General features: G+C 75.2%; 14 protein-coding genes. 4 read left to right on the top strand and 10 right to left on the bottom strand.

The features are described 5' to 3' along the window. Positions 1–22: 22 nt before the first annotated feature. The 10 genes from rhaD to BLT39_RS13005 all read right to left on the bottom strand — a co-directional run bounded on the left by rhaD (position 23) and on the right by BLT39_RS13005 (position 12,181). The gene (rhaD, locus tag BLT39_RS13050) at positions 23–2,062 is read right to left on the bottom strand and encodes a bifunctional rhamnulose-1-phosphate aldolase/short-chain dehydrogenase (protein WP_091063789.1); all 2,040 of its coding nucleotides are present in this window, start codon (positions 2,060–2,062) and stop codon (positions 23–25) included. A gap of 72 nt (positions 2,063–2,134) precedes the next feature. Continuing rightward, positions 2,135–3,565, bottom strand: coding sequence for a xylulokinase (locus BLT39_RS13045; protein WP_165640267.1), 1,431 nt, complete (start codon positions 3,563–3,565; stop codon positions 2,135–2,137). Between the two features lies 1 nt (position 3,566). Further along, positions 3,567–4,262, bottom strand: coding sequence for an HAD family hydrolase (locus tag BLT39_RS13040; RefSeq protein ID WP_091063782.1), 696 nt, complete (start codon positions 4,260–4,262; stop codon positions 3,567–3,569). Beyond that, complete coding sequence (locus tag BLT39_RS13035; protein ID WP_091063778.1) at positions 4,259–5,035, bottom strand: class II aldolase/adducin family protein; 777 nt, start codon at positions 5,033–5,035, stop codon at positions 4,259–4,261. The genes BLT39_RS13040 and BLT39_RS13035 overlap by 4 nt, the downstream gene beginning before the upstream one ends. Beyond that, entirely contained in the window at positions 5,032–6,135 is a 1,104-nt protein-coding gene (locus tag BLT39_RS13030) for an ABC transporter permease (RefSeq protein WP_242658372.1), read from the bottom strand. The genes BLT39_RS13035 and BLT39_RS13030 overlap by 4 nt, the downstream gene beginning before the upstream one ends. Beyond that, entirely contained in the window at positions 6,132–7,166 is a 1,035-nt protein-coding gene (locus BLT39_RS13025; protein WP_091063775.1) for an ABC transporter permease, read from the bottom strand. Before BLT39_RS13025 ends, BLT39_RS13030 begins: the two co-directional genes overlap by 4 nt. Further along, positions 7,163–8,695, bottom strand: a complete 1,533-nt coding sequence (locus BLT39_RS13020) for a sugar ABC transporter ATP-binding protein (protein WP_091063772.1) — start codon at positions 8,693–8,695, stop codon at positions 7,163–7,165. Before BLT39_RS13020 ends, BLT39_RS13025 begins: the two co-directional genes overlap by 4 nt. Positions 8,696–8,769: 74 nt before the next feature. Continuing rightward, positions 8,770–9,798, bottom strand: a complete 1,029-nt coding sequence (locus tag BLT39_RS13015) for an autoinducer 2 ABC transporter substrate-binding protein (RefSeq protein WP_091065029.1) — start codon at positions 9,796–9,798, stop codon at positions 8,770–8,772. A 95-nt stretch (positions 9,799–9,893) separates the two neighbouring features. Beyond that, positions 9,894–11,378, bottom strand: a complete 1,485-nt coding sequence (locus BLT39_RS13010; RefSeq protein WP_131801491.1) for a rhamnulokinase — start codon at positions 11,376–11,378, stop codon at positions 9,894–9,896. A 17-nt stretch (positions 11,379–11,395) separates the two neighbouring features. Beyond that, positions 11,396–12,181 (bottom strand): DeoR/GlpR family DNA-binding transcription regulator, encoded by a 786-nt coding sequence (locus tag BLT39_RS13005; protein ID WP_131801490.1) that lies wholly within the window; start codon positions 12,179–12,181, stop codon positions 11,396–11,398. A 337-nt stretch (positions 12,182–12,518) separates the two neighbouring features. On the opposite strand from BLT39_RS13005, the gene BLT39_RS13000 reads away from it, so the two are divergent. From BLT39_RS13000 to BLT39_RS12985, 4 genes are read left to right on the top strand one after another with little or no spacing between them, the layout of a single operon-like run. Then, the gene (locus BLT39_RS13000; RefSeq protein ID WP_091063764.1) at positions 12,519–13,520 is read left to right on the top strand and encodes a hypothetical protein; all 1,002 of its coding nucleotides are present in this window, start codon (positions 12,519–12,521) and stop codon (positions 13,518–13,520) included. 2 nt (positions 13,521–13,522) lie between these two features. Further along, positions 13,523–15,088, top strand: coding sequence for an efflux RND transporter periplasmic adaptor subunit (locus BLT39_RS12995; RefSeq protein ID WP_131801489.1), 1,566 nt, complete (start codon positions 13,523–13,525; stop codon positions 15,086–15,088). Then, the gene (locus BLT39_RS12990) at positions 15,085–15,801 is read left to right on the top strand and encodes an ABC transporter ATP-binding protein (RefSeq protein ID WP_091063761.1); all 717 of its coding nucleotides are present in this window, start codon (positions 15,085–15,087) and stop codon (positions 15,799–15,801) included. The genes BLT39_RS12995 and BLT39_RS12990 overlap by 4 nt, the downstream gene beginning before the upstream one ends. Beyond that, positions 15,798–17,078, top strand: coding sequence for an ABC transporter permease (locus BLT39_RS12985; RefSeq protein WP_207507938.1), 1,281 nt, complete (start codon positions 15,798–15,800; stop codon positions 17,076–17,078). Before BLT39_RS12990 ends, BLT39_RS12985 begins: the two co-directional genes overlap by 4 nt. The last annotated feature ends 2 nt before the right edge of the window (positions 17,079–17,080 follow it).

The raw sequence follows: 17,080 nt of genomic DNA, 5'->3' as shown, positions 1-17,080 counted from the left end.
GGGCCGTCGCCGTCGGTGCCGGTCAGCGCAGGAAGGCCGCGGCCACCCCGGAGTCCACCGGCACGAGCAGGCCGGTGGTGACCGCCAGCGTCCCGTTGGTCAGCGCCAGCACCGCCCCGGCCACGTGCTCGGGGAGCACCTCCTCCTTGAGCACCGTGCGGGAGGCGTAGTACTTGCCCAGGTCGTCCTCCTGGACGCCGTAGGTCGCCGCACGGGACGCCCCCCAGCCGCCGGAGAAGATGCCCGACCCGCGCACCACGCCGTCGGGGTTGATGCCGTTGACCCGGATGCCGTCGTCGCCGAGCTCGGTGGCCAGCAGCCGCACCATGTGCGCCTGCGCGGCCTTGGCCGAGGAGTAGGCCAGGTTGTTGGGACCGGCGAACACGGCGTTCTTCGAGCAGATGTTGATCACGTCGCCGCCCAGGCCCTGGGCCCGCATCACCGGCGCGGCCGCCTGCGCGACCACGAAGCTGCCGCGGGTCATGACCGCGAACTGGGCGTCCCAGTCGGCCAGCGTGGTGTCGGCCAGCGACCCCGGCTTCACGAACCCGGCGTTGTTGACCACGATGTCCACCCCGCCGAGTGCCAGCACCGCCTGCTGGATGCCGGCGGCCACCGCGTCGGGGTCGGAGACGTCCATCCGGACGGCGACGGCGCGGTCGGGCCCGCCGAGCTCGGCGGCGACCTCCTCGCTGCGGGCCAGGTCGAGGTCAGCGACCACGATGTCGGCGCCGTGCTCGGCCAGCAGCCGGGCGGTGGCCAGGCCGATGCCCGACGCCGCCCCGGTGACCAGCGCGACGCGGCCGGACAGGGCCTTGGGCTTGGGGCGCCGGGCGAGCTTGTCCTCCTCGAGCTGCCAGTACTCGACGGCGAACTTCTCGGCCTCGCTGATCGGCGCGTAGCGGGACAGGCCCTCGGCGCCGCGCATGACGTTGATGGCGTTGACGTAGTACTCCCCCGCCACCCGTGCGGTCTGGTGGTCGGCGCCGAAGGAGAACATGCCGATGCCGGGCACCAGCACGATCGCCGGGGCGGACCCGCGCATCGCCGGCGACCCCGGCTGCGCGTGCCGCTGGTAGTAGGCGCTGTACTCGGCCTGGTACTCCGCCAGCAGCTCGGCCAGCCGGGCCTCGACGTCGGCCAGCGGGGCGTCCACCGGGGTGTCCAGCACCATCGGACGGATCTTGGTGCGCAGGAAGTGGTCGGGGCACGAGGTGCCCAGGGCCACCAGCTCCGCGAGCTTCTCGCGGGAGAGGAAGTCGAGCACGACCTCGGAGTCGGTGAAGTGCCCCACCTGCCGGCTGCTGGCCGAGGCCACCCGGCGCAGCAGCGGGAACAGCTGCGCGGCACGGGCCCGGCGCTGCTGCTCCGGCTGGGCCTCGTGGCCGGGGACCACGGCGCCGAAGGGCTCGGCGACCGACCGGGCCGCGATGAACTCCGCGGCCTGCTCGATGATGCCCAGCGCGCGCTCCTGGGCCTGCGCGGAGGTGGACCCCCAGCTGGTCAGCCCGTGGCCGCCCAGGACGGCGCCGATCACCTCGGGGTCGCGGGCGATCTCCGAGATCTGCCGGCCCAGCTCCCAGCCCGGCCGCTTCCAGTCGACCCAGGCCACCTTCCCGCCCCACAGCTCGGCGACCAGCGCCGGGCCGTCGGCGGCGCAGGCCAGCGCGGTCACCGAGTCCGGGTGCAGGTGGTCGACGTGCGGGCAGTCGACCAGGCCGTGCATCGGGGTGTCGATGGACGGCGTGGCGCCACCGGCGCCGAACGCGGCGTGCGGGAACAGCGCGACCATCTCGTCCTCGTGCTCCACCCCCCGGTACACGTCGTCCAGGGCCAGGAAGGGCGCGCGCTCGAGCACCGCCAGGCCCTGCGGCTGCAGGGTGCCGAGGTCACCGCCGGAGCCCTTCACGTAGACCAGCTCGACGTCCTTGCCGGAGGCCGGGCTGGTCACGGTCACCTTGACCGAGGTGTTGCCGCCGCCGTAGTTGGTCACCGTGGGGTCGCTGCCGTACCGGTGGGACCGGTCGAGCAGCTCCTGCACGCCCTGGGGCAGGGAGGTCATGGTCGTTCTCCGTCCTGGCGGCCGGGCCGCCGTGTGGTTCCGCTGTGGGTGCCGGGCAGGGGTGGTGGGTCGTCAGGCCGGGACGGCCGGGGTGGGCAGCGGCCGGTGCTCGAGCAGGCCGCGGCGGCCGAGCTCGTCGAGCAGCCGCCGGTAGCCGGCGGCCAGGCCCTCGACCTGGGCCGGGTCGGGGTCGACGACGACGTCGGGGTGGACCGCGCGGGCGGTGACCTCGGGCAGCGCGGCCGGGCCGCCGGCCTCCAGCGCGGTGGCCGCCAGCAGGGCGGCGCCGAACCCGCTGTGCGGCGTGGCCGGCCGGGACACCGGGCGGCCGAGGGTGCTGGCGCGCACGGTCAGCCAGGGCAGCGACCGGCTGCCCCCGCCGACGGCGCGGTGGTCGGTGCTGGCCACGCCGAGCCCGGCGAGCAGCTCGAGGCCCAGCCGCTCGGTGAAGGCGACGCCGTCCAGCTCGGCCCGGTGCCGCTGCACGGGACCGGCCCGGTCGGCGCCGGGGCCGACCAGGAAGGCCTGCACCTGCTCGTCGCGGAAGGGGAACCGTTCGCCCTGCCGCGGCGGCGGGGGCAGCGGGTAGCAGGTCAGCGGCGAGGGACCAGCCGCCAGGGCCTCGGTGTCCAGCGCCGCCAGGTCCGCCGTCGCGGTCAGCGTGCCCGCCCCGGTGTTGGACGCACCGCCCGGCCACCACGAGCCGTCGGGGGCCAGGTGGGAGTAGACGCCGTCCCGGTCGACCTCGGCGGCGGCCACCCCCTTGAGGACCAGGGTCGTGCCGAGCACCCCGATGGTCTGGCCGGGGGCGACGGCGCCGGCGGCGATCTGCGCGGTGCAGCCGTCGGTCATGCCGGCGACCACGACCACCCCGCGGGGCAGCCCGAGCTCGGCGGCCACGGCGTCGCGGACCGTGCCCACCGGGGTGCCCGGGTGCACCAGGTCCGGCAGCGCCGCCCCCAGCCGGTCGGCCAGCGGCTGCGGCCACCGCCGGGCCGCGGGGTCCGTGCCGGCCTTGAGCGCGTGCGACGTGTCGGTCACCAGCACGCCGGTCAGGTCGGCGACCACGACGTCGGGCGTGTGCAGGTACCGGGCGCCGGGGGTGTGGGCGGCCAGCCAGAGCAGGCGGCCGGCGCTGGCACCGGTGCCGGCGGGGACGAGGTCGCGGCCGCGGTCGTCGGAGTAGAGCAGCGCAGGCCCCGTGGGCCGGCCGTCGGCGTCCGCGGCGAGGACCGTGCCGGAGGTGCCGGTCACCGACAGGGCCGCGACGTCCGCGGCCCGGGCCCCGAGCGCGGCGCAGACCTCGGCCAGCGCACCCCGGGCGGCGTCGGCGTACTGCGGGTCCTGCTCCACCCAGCCCGGGCGGGGCGTGCGCGGGGCGGGCAGCGGCCGGGCCGCCTCGGCGAGCACCGTGCCGTCGGCGGGGTCGACGGCGTGCACGCGGGCGGCGGCGGTGGCCAGGTCCACACCGAGCACGACCGGCCGGCCGGCCCCTCCCCCCACGTCAGGCACCCCGTGCCGGGAACAGTGCCGCGGCCAGGCCGTCCAGGCCGGGGACGGCGAGATCGGGCTCGGCCAGCTGCTCGGGCGTGGGCCGGTCGGGGGCCTCGCCCCGCAGCACCCACACCGTGCCGAGGCCCAGCGCCGATGCCGGCCGCACGTCGGTGTCCAGCCGGTTGCCCACGTGCACGGCCTCCCCCGGCGACACCCCGGCCTCGCGCAGGCACCAGCGGAACAGCTCGGGGCTGGGCTTCTCGTACCCGACCACCGCCGACACGCCCCAGACGTCCACGTGGTCGGCCACGCCGTCGCGGGTGAGCGCCTCGATGACCGTCTCCTCCTGGTTGGCCAGCACGCCGACCACCACGTCGTCGGACAGCGCCCCCAGGAACGGCAGGACGTCGGCGTAGAGCGTGCCCGCGGGGTGCCGCCAGTGCGCGCGGGTGCGCTCGTGCAGCTCGTCGCGGGCGCCGGCGTCGCCCAGCAGCTCGGTGGCCAGCGCGGTGCGCAGCGAGCCGCCCTGCTGGGCCCGGATCCGGTCGTAGACCCCGGCGAAGGCGGACCGGTCGACCGGGCCGCGACCGGCCTGGGCGCTCATCTCGTCCAGGGCGGTGAGCACGGCGTCGACGAAGTTCTGGTCGTCGTAGATCGGCCCCCCGACGTCGAGGAACACCGCGCGGGGGGCCGCGGGCAGGCTCACGCCGTCCCCCCGGCCAGCGAGCGCCGGCGCTCCTCGATGTCGTCGCGGGCGAAGAACTCGTCCACCGACTCGGTGGGCAGGGGTGCCACGCCCCCGGCGGCGTAGGCGGCCGAGCGGACCAGGGCGCCCTTCACGGCCATCTGCGACACGCCCTCGACCCCGGCCGCGCTCGGGGCGTGGGCCACGATGCCGTGGTTGCCCAACAGCACCAGCTGCGGGAGCTCGCCCCACGTCTCCCAGTGCCGGGTCAGCCCCTCCAGGTACACCCGGCCCAGCTTGACCCCGGGCTGGGCGTAGGGCACGAACAGCGGCCGGCCGATGACCACCGCCTCGTCGGAGTAGACGTGCCGGTCCCAGGCGGTGGCTGCGTGCACGCTGGCCAGCAGCCCGACCACCGCGGTCGGGTGGGTGTGCGCGACGAAGGGCACCGGGGCGAAGGCCTGCGCCGCGACGTGCACCAGCGTCTCGATCGACGCCCGGCGCCGGCGGCCGTCGTGCTCGCCGGCGTCCAGGGCGGCGGTGAGGTCGGCCTGCGTCGAGCGCGGGTCGCGCACCAGCTCGACCAGCGGGTCGACGTCGACGACGACGAAGTCCTCGGCGGTGGCGGTGCGCATGCTCGAGCCCGACGCCTTGACCACCACCCGGCCGTCGGGCAGCCGGGCCGAGGTGTTGCCCTCGGCCAGGATGACCAGGTCGCGGCCGGGCTCCCCGAGGTCGCGGGTGAGCTGGACCAGGTCGGGCCCGACGAGCGAGGGGTCCCACGTCGCGGTCACTGGGTTCCTCCGTAGCGGCGGTTGGTGATGCCGTTGAGCAGGGCGGCGAAGACGAGCACGGCGCCGAGGGCGAAGAGCTGGAGCTGGGTGCCGGCGTTGCCGGGGACGGCGAGCAGGATCCCGGCGTTGAGCCAGACCACGAGCAGGGCGGCCAGCACGACGCCGGCCACCCGGCCGATGCCGCCGGTGATGGCGACCCCGCCCAGGACGGCGATGGTGATGGCCGGCAGCGCCATGCCGGTGCCCGAGACGCCGGCGTCGGGCCGGGCCGAGGCGAACTGCGCCACGGTGACCACGGCGACCAGGCCGGAGATGGCCCCGGCCGCCACGTAGGCGGAGAAGCGGGTGCGTCGCACGTCGATGCCGGTCCACTCGGCGGCCACGTCGTTGGTGCCGACCGCGTACAGGCGTCGTCCCCACGTGGTGCGGGCCAGCACCAGCCAGACCACCACGACCGTGGGCACCAGGAAGGTGAAGATGCCCAGCGGCACGCGGGGGAAGGACTCGGGCAGGAAGGGCAGCTGCACCGCCGCGGCGGTGGAGTACAGGTCCTGCACCGGCTTGGTGCTGATCGGCTGCTGGTCGTTGATGACCAGCGCCAGCGACCGGAAGGCGTAGTAGGTGGCCAGCGTGGTGATCAGCGCGGGGAAGCCGACGTAGGCGACCAGCACCCCGTTCAGCGCGCCGCACAGCGCCCCGAAGGCCACCGCGAGCGCCAGCGCGGCCAGCAGCGACCAGCCCCACTGCCCGTAGGCGAAGCCGAACACCATGCCGGTCAGCGAGACGATGGCGCCCACCGAGAGGTCGATGCCGCCGCGCCCGGAGGTGATGACCAGCAGCTCGGCCAGCCCCAGCAGCACCAGCGGGACCAGGTTGATCAGCGTCGCGGACATGTAGGACGGGCTGTACGGGGCGCTGAGGTAGTTGTTCTGGCTGAGCGTGGTCATGGTGATGACCACCGCGACCAGCAGCACCACCAGCAGCGCGATCCGCTGGGTGAGCACCAGGCGCAGCAGCCGGGAGGCGAGCGAGGGCCGCTCGTCGCCGGTCGTGCGGGCCGGCGGGGTGCCGGTGGGGTCGGGCACGGTCGCGGTGGTCACGAGGTCCTCCTGCTCCGCTGCCGGACGAGGTCCGCACCGACGGCGACGACGATGAACAAGCCGACGAACAGGTCCGACAGCTGGGACTGCCAGCCCAGCTGCGTGACGCCGGTGGTGACGGTCTGCACCAGCAGCGCGCCGAGCACGGTGCCCAGCACCGACCCCCGCCCACCGGTGATGGACGTGCCGCCGATGACGACGGCGGCGATGACGGCCAGCTCGGTGCCCGAACCGACCGACGCGGCCAGGCTGGTGGTGCCCTGCGCGATGACGAAGCAGGCGGCCAGGCCCGACAGCAGGCCGGTGAGCACGTAGGCGATCAGCGACCGCCGGCGGACGGCGACGCCGGCCAGGCGGGCGGCCACGGCGTCGCCGCCGATGGCGTAGAAGTGCCGGCCCCCGGCGGTGTGGCGCAGGTAGAACCAGGCCGCGGTCGCCACCACCAGCATGATCAGGAAGCTGTGCGGGATGCCGAGCGTGCGACCGGCCTCGCCCCGGCCGAAGAAGGCGAACGTGGCGGGGATGCCCTCGACGGTCGAGGACCCGAAGAACTGCAGGCCGACGAACTTGAAGAGGTTGAGCGTGCCGAAGGTGATGATGATCGCCTGCACCCGCCCGTAGGCGATGAGCACGCCGTTGACCAGGCCGAGGACACCGCCGACCAGCACCGACAGCAGGACGGCGACCGGCAGGGACAGGCCGTGGTCGACCAGCGCCTGTGCCGTGACCACCGCCGACACCATGACGATGCTGCCCACCGACACGTCGATGCCGCCGGTGATGATCACGATGGTCATGCCGACGCCGATGAGCGCGATCGGGCTCATCGAGACCAGCAGCGGGATGATCGACCCGCTGGTGAAGAACGCCGGCGTGGCCAGGCCCAGCACCAGCCACAGCGCGGCGATGACGACGACGAGCACGACCTCCTGGCCGGTGACCGGCCGCGGCAGGATCCGCCCCCGCGCGGGGGCGTCGTGCACGACCTCCCCCACCCCGCCCGGCGGGGTGGCCGTGGTGGGTGCGCTCATGCCGGCACCCCCGACTCGTCCACGGCCCCGGCGGCGGCGGCGAGCACGTCGACCTGGGTGGCGCCCGGGCCGAACTCGACGGTCGTGGTGCCGGCGCGGACCACCTGCAGGCGGTCGGAGATGCGGATGGCCTCGGCGAGGTCGGAGGTCACGATGAGCACGGCGGTCCCGTCGTCGGCGAGCTGGGTGATGATCCGGTGGATCTCCTCCTTCGCGCCGACGTCGACCCCCTGGGTCGGTTCGGCGAGCACGAGGATCCGGGGGCGTTCGACGAGCTGGCGGGCCAGCACGACCTTCTGGGCGTTGCCGCCCGACAGCGCGGAGACCGCCTGCTTCTCGTCGGGGGTCTTCACCGAGAGCCGCGTGATCGAGCTGCGGGCCACCTCGCGCTCGCGGCGCCGGTCGACCCACACCCCCAGCCGGGACAGCAGCGGCAGGTGGCCGGCGGAGATGTTGAAGGAGATGGGCTGGAAGCCGAACAGGCCCTGCTGCTTGCGGTTGGCCGGCAGCAGCGCGATCCCCAGCTGCTGGGCCTGGCGCGGGGACCGCGGGCTGACCTCGCGGCCGGCCACCAGGATCGACCCGGCGGTGGCCCGGCTCATCCCGTAGACCGTCGCGCCGATCTCGGCGACACCGGACCCGACGAGGCCGTAGAGACCGACCACCTCACCGGGCCGGATGGCGACGTCCACGTCGTGGAAGGCACCCTCCAGGCCCAGGCCGCGCAGCTCGAGCACCGGGTCGCCGTCGGGCACGACCCGCTCCTGCCGGGCGTCGTCGAGGATGCCGCCGACCATGAGCTCGACGATGCGGCGCACGCTGAGCTCGCCGATCGGGTGGGTGCCGATGGTCTGCCCGTCGCGCATGACGGTGACCGTGTCGGCGATGGTGAACAGCTCGTCGAGGCGGTGGCTGATGTAGATGATGGAGACCCCCGAGGCGGCCAGCCGGCGGACGACGCCGAACAGCACCTCGACCTCGGTGTCGGTGAGGATCGCCGAGGGCTCGTCGAGGATCAGCACGCGGGCGTCGCCGGCCAGGGCCTTGGCGATGGAGACCTGCTGCTGCTCGGCGATGGACAGCTGGCCCACCGCCACGGTGGCGTAGCGGGCGGGCAGGCCGATGAGCTCGAGCAGCTCCACGACCTTCGCGTTCTGGGCGGCCCAGTCGATGCGGCCGCCGCGGGTGATCTCGCGGCCGGTGAAGACGTTCTCGGCCACGGTGAGCTCGGCGAACAGCTGCGGCTCCTGGTAGACCGTGGCGATCCCCAGGGCCAGGGCGGCGGCGGTGGAGCCGATGTCGGTGGGCCGGCCGTCGAACTCGACGCGGCCGGTGTCGGCGGTCTCGGCGCCGGACAGGATCTTGATCAGCGTGCTCTTGCCGGCGCCGTTCTCGCCCACGAGGGCGTGCACGCTCCCGGCGTCGACGCGCATGTCGGCGTGCCGGATGGCGCGCACCGCGCCGAAGCGCTTGGCGATGCCGGCGACCTCCAGACGGGGCGGCGCCGCTGGGGTCGGGTCTGCGGTCATGACCGGGTCCTCCGGGGTTGGCGGTACGGGGTGGCCGGCACGCGCGCGGGGCGCGCGTGCCGGCCGGGGTCCGATCAGTAGTCGAAGTCGCCCACGTTCTCGGTGGTGATGACCAGCGGCGGGCCGAGCAGCAGGGTCTTCGACGAGTCGTCGTACTCGACGCCGGACAGGTCGGAGCTGACGTCGTTGCTGGCCTCGAAGCCCGCGTCGTCGGACAGCTGCAGGCCGGCCCAGGCGGTCAGGTAGCCCAGGTTCTGCACGTTCCACAGCACGCTGGCCGAGGACGAGCCGTTGGCGAGGTAGTCGGCCATCGAGCGCGGCGTGCCGAGGCCGACGGTGAAGACCTGGCCCACCCGCCCGGCGTCCTGCACGGCCTGCGCCACACCCGGCGCGGCCGAGGTGCACTCGCCGACCAGGCCGGTCAGCGTCGGGTCGGCGTTGAGCAGGTCGGTGGCCATCTGCGTGGCCGCCGCCTGGTCCTCACCGGCGTAGACGACGTCGGTCAGGGTCACGTCGGGGTACTGCGAGGCGGTGTACTCCCGCTGCACGTCGATCCAGGAGTTGAGGTTCTCCGCGGTCTCGCCGCAGGAGACGATCGCGTAGCGGCCGGTGCCGCCCATGGCGTCGACGATCTGGTCGGTCAGCGCCTGGCCGATGCCCTCGGCGGTGGCCTGGTTGACGAACACCTCGCGGACCGAGTCCGGGGCGTCGGTGTCGGTGGTGCCGACCTTGATGCCGGCGTCCTCGGCCTCCTGCAGCAGCGGGGCCATCGAGTCGGGGTCGTTGGGGGCCACGAAGAGGACGTCGACGCCCTGCTGGATGAAGGAGCGCACGATGTCGGCCTGGGCGGCGGCGTCGGCCTCGACCGGGCCCTGGTAGAGCCAGGTGCAGCCGAGCTCCTCGCAGGCGGCCTGGCCGCCGGCGTTCATCGCCTCGAAGTAGGGGATGCCCTGCAGCTTCGGGACGAAGGCGATGGTGGGTCCGCCGGACTCCCCGCCCGAGTCACCCCCGGAGGCGGACCCGCCGCTGCCCTGGCCGCAGCCGGTCAGCACGAGGGCCAGGCCGACCCCGGCCACCACGGACTTGTAGTGCGCTGCCTTCATGATCACTCCATCGTGTTGCGGGTGGTCCCCGCTGTGCGGCCGCCGCCCGTGGGGTCAGCGGGTGTCACCCCGGGCCGGAGGGCCCGGGAGGTCTGTCAGGGCCCGCGGAGGCCCCGGGCGCGGTCGTCCTCCTCGACCAGGCCGCGCAGCCGCGCGGCGGCGTCGTCCCAGGCGGCGGAGGCCCGCGGCTCGTGCGAGCGCAGCTCGGTGGACGCGGCCACCACCCGGCGCAGGTCGGCCAGGTCGGCCAGCTCGCCGAGGGCGATGAGCTGCACCCCCGCGTTGCCCAGCGCGGTGGCCTCGGCCGGCCCGCAGTGCACCGGCAGGCCGGTGGCGTCGGCGGTGGCCTGGGCCAGCAGGCGGTGGTTGGCCCCGCCGCCGGTCACGTTCACCGACCCCGGTCGCCGTCCGGTCACCTCGGCGACGTCGTCGACGACCAGCCGGTAGGCCAGGGCGAGGCTGTCGACCACGCAGCGGGCGACCGCACCGACGCCCTGGGGCACCGGGTCGCCGTGCCGGGCGCAGTAGGCCTGCACGCGCGCGGGCATGTCCCCGGGGGCCAGGAAGTCCTGGGCGTTGACGTTGACGACGCTGCGCAGCGCCGGCTCGGCGGCGGCCAGCTCGGCGATCTGCGCGTAGTCGAGGTCGTGCCCCTCGGCCCGCCACTGCGCGCGGCACTGCTGCAGGACCCACAGCCCCATGACGTTGCGCAGCAGCCGGGTGGTGCCGTCGTAGCCGCCCTCGTTGGTCAGGTTGGCCGCCGCGGTGCCGGCCGTGATGAGCGGCTGGTCGCGCTCGACGCCGACCAGCGACCAGGTGCCGGAGGAGATGAACACGCCCCCGGGCGTGGCGAACGGGGTGCCCACCACGGCGGCCGCGGTGTCGTGGCCGGTCGGGGTGATGACGCGGGTGCGGCCCAGGCCCCGCTCGGCGAGCGGCCCGGTCACCGCGCCCAGGTCGGTGCCGGCCGGCACGACCTCGGGGAACAGCCGGGAGGGGATGCCGAGCTCCTCGGCCAGGTCGACGGCCCACTGCCCGGTGTCGCTGCGGTACAGCGCCGAGGTCGAGGCAGCGGTGGACTCGGTGACCCGGGCGCCGGAGAGGAGGTGGTGGAAGACGTCGGGGATCATCAGCATCGTCTCGGCCCGGTCGAGCCGGTCGGTCCGCGCGGCGTCGTCCATCAGGGCGAAGACGGTGTTGATCTCCATGGTCTGGATGCCGGCCGCGCCGTACAGGCGGTCGGCACCCACCCGCTCGACCGCCTCCCGCATGGCGCGCACCTGCCGCGGGTCGCGGTAGCAGGTCGGCTGGTCGACCAGCGACCCGTCGGCGGCGAGCAGGCCGTAGTCGACGCCCCAGGTGTCGACCCCCACCGAGGCGACGGGGGTCGAGGCGGCCAGGCCGGCGAGCACGTCGGACACGTGCGTCCACAGCGCGTCCAGGTCCCACCGGAGCAAGCCGTCGGCGAAGGGGCGGGCACCGTTGGGGAACCGGCCGGCGACGTCGAGCGCCAACCGCTCGCCGTCGAAGGCCGCCCGGACGACGCGACCGCTCTCGGCCCCGAGGTCGACGGCGGCCACGCTCAGCCCTCCCCCGGTCACCGGCCGGCCTCGACCTCGACGGCGTGCACGGGGACCCCGGCGGACTTGATCGCCGCCGCGGCCGCGGGGTCGACCCCCGAGTCGGTGTAGACGGCGGTCAACCGGTCGACCGGGACGCAGGTGTGGATGGAGAAGCTGCCGAACTTGCTGGAGTCCAGCAGGCCGTAGACCAGGTCGCAGGCGTCGGCCAGCTGCGCCTTGGCCGCGGCCTCCTCGCTGGCGAGGTCGAGCAGGCCGCGCTCGGCGGAGATGCCGTGACCGCCCAGGAAGCCCCGGTCGATCCGGCCCCGGCCGGCGAGGACGTCGCCGACGTGGCCGACGAGGGACCGCGCCGAGCGGCGCACCGTGCCGCCGGGCATGACGACGGTGGCGTCGGTGCGCTCGCTGAGCAGGGTGGCCGTGGGCAGGCTGGTGGTGATGACCACCAGGCCCCGGCGGTCGACGAGCTGGGCAGCCAGGTACCAGCAGCTGGTCGAGGAGTCCAGGGCGATGACGTCGCCGTCGCGCACCAGGGGCGCGACCGCTTCGGCGATGGCCTCCTTCGCCGCCTGCCGGTGGCGCAGGCGGGTCTCGAAGGCGCCCTCCTCGGCGGCCGGGGTCGCGACCGCGCCGCCGCGGACCCGGCGCAGCGCCGAGCGCTGCTCGAGCGCCTCGAGGTCCTTGCGGATGGTGACGGTGGAGACGCCGAGCTGGGCCGCCAGCTCGGTCACCTGCACCCGACCGACCACCTCGAGCGCCTGCAGGATCGCCTCCGACCGGGCGAACTCGTCGAGTGCGACCACCGCGCCGTCACCTCCGCCCTGGCTGTCCGTGAGCTGGGTCTCTGTGACCCAGGCCGCAACCTTGGAGAAAGCGAAAGCGAGCGTCAAGTAACGAAAGCGCAACGAAAGCGCAGTGGTTGTCCACCGCAAGTCCCGGCTTGCGGATGACCGGGACACCCCTGCAACGGGGGGCCTGACGCGGGTGGCGGTCGACGGGCCACCTGTCCCCGCGGGCCCGGTCCGGACCGGGATCAACCGGTCGTCTGGCAGGACCACCTGGGAATCCGACTCGGGGATGACTCGGAGAAAGCTGTGATTGTCCTACTGTCCGGGCACACCGCAACCCGGAGGAGATCCCATGCGCGTTCGTCGTCTGCCCGGCACCGTCCTCGCCGCGGCCGCCGCGGCCCTCGTCCTGGCCGGCTGCTCCTCCTCCGGGGGCGGCGGCGAGGCCGCGGCGGAGGAGACCACCTCGCCGCTGAGCGCGTACCTGGACGCCGTCTGGGGCGGCGACCTGTCCGAGGAGGAGCAGCAGCGGCAGTCCGAGGACCAGAACCGGCGCGTCGAGGAGCTGGTCGCCGACTGCATGCAGGAGCAGGGCTTCGAGTACGTCCCGAACACGGCGAACCTCAGCTGGGGTGGCGGCACCGAGTACGAGTGGGAGCCCGACGACCGGGCGTGGGTGTCGCAGTACGGCTACGGCGCGGTCGACTTCCCCGGCCGTGACGACGTGCCCGAGGACACCGGCGAGGAGTACGTCGACCCGGACGGCGACTACGTCGAGAGCCTCTCGGAGTCCGAGCAGACCGCCTTCTACGAGGCGCTGAGCGGTCCGGCGCCGACCGAGGAGCAGATGGCCGCCATGGAGGACGGCAGCTACGAGTACGACTGGGAGGACAGCGGCTGCTACGGCGCCGCCCAGCACGAGGTGTACGAGGCCGAGGACCTGTCGCAGTCGGCGGAGTTCGCGTCGCTGTTCGAGGCGATGGACGAGTTCTGGACCAGTACCGGTGAGTCGCCGGAGATGAGCGCGCTGGACGGCGAGTGGGCGGCCTGCATGGACGCCGCGGGCCACCCCGGGTTCGCCCAGCAGTGGGACGCGCAGAACTCGATCTACGACGAGCAGAACGCGCTGTACGAGGCCGGCGGCTCGGGCGAGGAGTACGTCGAGCCCGACCAGGCGGCCATGGACGCCCTGGGCGAGCGCGAGGTCGAGCTGGCCCTGGCCGACCTGGACTGCCGCGAGGAGACCGACTACCGCGACCGGCAGACCAGCATCCAGAACGAGCTGGAGCAGCAGTTCGTGGACGACCACCGGACCGAGCTCGAGGCGCTGCGCGCCGCGGCCGAGCAGGACTGAGCGTGGACCGGGACGCCACCGCCGCGCTCGACCCCGTCGACCCGACCGACCCCGCCGACCCCGCCACCGGGGGACGACGCGCCCGGCTCGCCGCGTGGGCGGCCCTCGCGCGGCGCAACCGCACGCTCGGGCTCACCGCACTCGTGGCCGTGGTCGCCCTGGTCGCGGGGCTCGTGCTCGGTCGGTTCGTGCTGGTCCCGGACGACGCGGCCGCCGACACCCCCGCGCCGGGCCTGGTCACCGCCCCGGTCGAGCTCGGCCAGCTGAGCAACGACGTCACCATCCGCGGCGAGGTCGCCTACGCCGACCCGGTCGAGGTCACCGTCGACACCTCGACGCTGTCCGGGCCGGCCGTCGTCACCGGGCAGGTGCCCGAGGTGGGCGCGGAGCTCGGCCCGCTCTCGGTGGCGCTGGAGCTGGCCGGTCGGCCGGTCATCGTGCTGCCCGGCGAGCTGCCAGCCTACCGCACGCTGCGGGTCGGGGTGTCCGGCCCGGACGTCGTCCAGTTCAAGGAGGCCATGCGCGCCGTCGGCCTGGACGCCGGCGACCCGGCCAGCAACCTCTTCGACGGGACGGCCGCCGCGGCCATCGGCACCCTCTACGCCCAGGCCGGCTACCCCGCACCCGCCGGCGAGGAGGGCGCCGCGGACGCGGTGTCCGCCGCGTCCGAGGCGGTCACCTCCGCCCAGCAGGGGCTCACCGCGGCGCAGGCCGCGCTGACCGCCGCGCAGGCCGGCCCCGGCCCGGTCGAGGTGCGGACGGCGGACAACGCGGTGGCCAGCGCCCAGCGCGCCCTCGACGCGGCCCTGGCCGCAGACCCCGGCGACACCGCCACGATCGGCGACCTGCGGGACGCGCTGGCGCTCGCCCAGCTGCAGCGCCAGCAGCTCGGGGCGCCGCGCAGCACCACGGAGGAGCGGGCCGCGGTCACCGGGGCCCAGCAGCTGGTCGACCAGGCCCAGGACGCCCTGGCCCAGGCCCGCCAGGACGCGCTGCCCTCCCTGCCCGCCGGCGAGGTGCTCTACCTGCCCCAGCTCCCCCGGCGGGTCGACGCCACCGAGCTGCGCCGCGGCGCCGTGCTGGAGGGCGCCGCCATGACCGTCTCCGGTGCCACCCTGGGGCTGAGCGGCACGGTCGCCGCGGCCGACGCCCGCCTGCTCTCCCCCGGCCTCACCGCGGCCTTCGACCTGCCCGAGGGGGGCGAGCAGGCCGCCACCGTCACCGCGGTGACCCCCGGGACCGACGCCGAGGACCGGTGGACCGTCGAGCTGGAGCCGGCACCGCTGACCCCCGAGCAGATCACCGCGCTGCAGGGCGCCAACGTCCGCGTGCAGATCCCGGTCGGCGCCACCGAGGGCGACGTGCTGTCGGTCCCGCTGGCCGCGCTCTCCGCCGGCCCCGGCGGGGAGTCCCGCGTCGAGGTGGTGGACGGCGACCCCCGCGACGGGGAGCGCGCGGCGACGCGGCTGGTCACCGTGGACACCGGCCTGGCCGCCGACGGCGCCGTCGAGGTCACGCCCACCGGGGGCGAGCTGGGCGAGGGCGACCTCGTGGTGGTCGGGCGGTGACCGCCCCGGCAGCGACCGGCGCCCGGCACGCCGGGCCGGGCACCGAGCCGGCCATCGAGCTGCGCGACGTGACCCGCTCGTTCCCGGGGCCGCCGGAGGTGCAGGCGCTCAAGGGCGTGAACCTGACGGTCGCGGCCGGGGACTACCTGTCGATCGTCGGGCCCAGCGGGTCGGGGAAGTCCACGATGCTCAACATCCTCGGCCTGCTCGACCGGCCCACGGTCGGTGAGTACCGGCTGGGCGGCATCCTGACCAGCACGCTCAGCGAGGACCAGCGCGCGGCCGTCCGGGCCCGGCAGCTGGGGTTCGTGTTCCAGGCCTTCCACCTCATGTCGCGGCGCACCGTGCTGGACAACGTGCTCCTGCCGATGCTCTACGCCGGTACGCCCCGGGACGAGCGCGAGCCGCGCGCACGCGAGGCGCTGGAGCGGGTCGGGCTCGGGCACCGGGTCGCCTTCCTGCCCGGTCGGCTCTCCGGCGGCGAGCGGCAGCGGGTCGCGGTCGCCCGCGCGGTCGCCACCCGGCCGCGGGTGCTGCTGGCCGACGAGCCCACCGGCAACCTCGACCAGACCACCACCGGCGGCATCATGGAGCTGTTCGAGGACCTCCACGGCGACGGGCTCACCCTCGTGGTCATCACCCACGACGCCGCCGTCGCACGCCGTGCGCGACGCTGCGTGCGGCTGGCCGACGGCCGCGCGGAGGAGGTGTGAGGCTGCCCCGCCGCCGACGCGGTGCCGCCCCGCCGTCCGCCGTCGACCCGGTCCCGGCCCGCGACCGGTTCGGCCTCACCGACCTGCTCGGGGAGGCCACCGCCGACATCGGCGCGCGGCCCGGCCGGCTGGTCACCACCGTGGTGGGCACCGTGCTCGGGGTCGCCGCCCTGATCGCGACCATCGGCTTCGCCCAGACGGCCGCCGCGCAGATCGCCCGGCAGTTCGACGCCGCGGCCGCCACCGCGCTGGTGGTCACCCCGGCGACGGCGAGCACCGGAGGGGGCGAGACGGTCGCCACCGGCACGCTGCCCTGGGACGCCGTCGACCGGCTGGAGCGGCTGGCCGGGGTCGACTCCGCGGCGCTGCTGGCGGAGCTGTCGCTGCCGGAGGCGACCGTCACCGCCGTCGCGGTCAACGACCCGTCCCAGGCGCCGGTCGCCCCGCCCGCGCTGTACGCGGCGTCCGCCGGGCTGCTCGACACCGTCGGCGGGCACCTGGCGACGGGGCGGTTCTTCGACTCCGGGCACGACGCGCGCGGGGACCGGGTGGTGGTGCTCGGCAGCCGCGCGGCGGAGCGGCTGGGTGTGGACCGGGTGGACAGCCAGCCGTCGGTGTTCGTCGACGGCATCGCCTACGCGGTGCTGGGCATCGTCGACGCCACCGATGTCCGCGCCGAGCTGCTGGACGCGGTCGTCCTGCCCACCGGCACCGCGCGGGCGGACTTCGGGCTGCGCGCCCCCGGCGACCTGCAGGCCCACATCGCCGTCGGAGCCGGTCCGCAGCTCGCCGAGCAGGCGCCGCTGGCGCTGGCGCCCGACGCCCCGGAGACCGTCGAGGTGAACGCTCCGTCGGCCCGCTCGCAGCTCGGCCGGGCCGTGCAGGCCGACGTCAACGGCGTGTTCGTCATCCTCTCGGTGGTGGTGCTGCTGGCCGGCGGGGTCGGGATCGCCAACGTCACCATGCTCTCGGTCGTCGAGCGGATCGGGGAGATCGGGCTGCGGCGGGCGGTCGGGGCGACCCGCCGCCAGATCGCCGGGCAGTTCATGGCCGAGTCGGTGGTCATCGGCCTGCTCGGCGGGCTCATCGGCGCCGCGGTCGGGGTGCTCGCCGTCGTCGGCATCTCCGTCGCCCGGGGGTGGAGCCCGGTCGTCGACCCGTGGACCGCGCTCGGCGGCACGCTGCTGGGCGCCGTCCTGGGCCTGGCCGCCGGTGGTCTGCCGGCCCGCCGCGCCGCCCGCGTCGAGCCGGTCGAGGCGCTGCGCGGGGGCACGTGACC

This window comes from Klenkia brasiliensis, from assembly GCF_900100695.1.
Lineage (GTDB): Bacteria > Actinomycetota > Actinomycetes > Mycobacteriales > Geodermatophilaceae > Klenkia > Klenkia brasiliensis.
The sequence above is the reverse complement of the archived record's forward strand: the minus strand, read 5'-3'. Positions and strand labels throughout refer to the sequence as shown.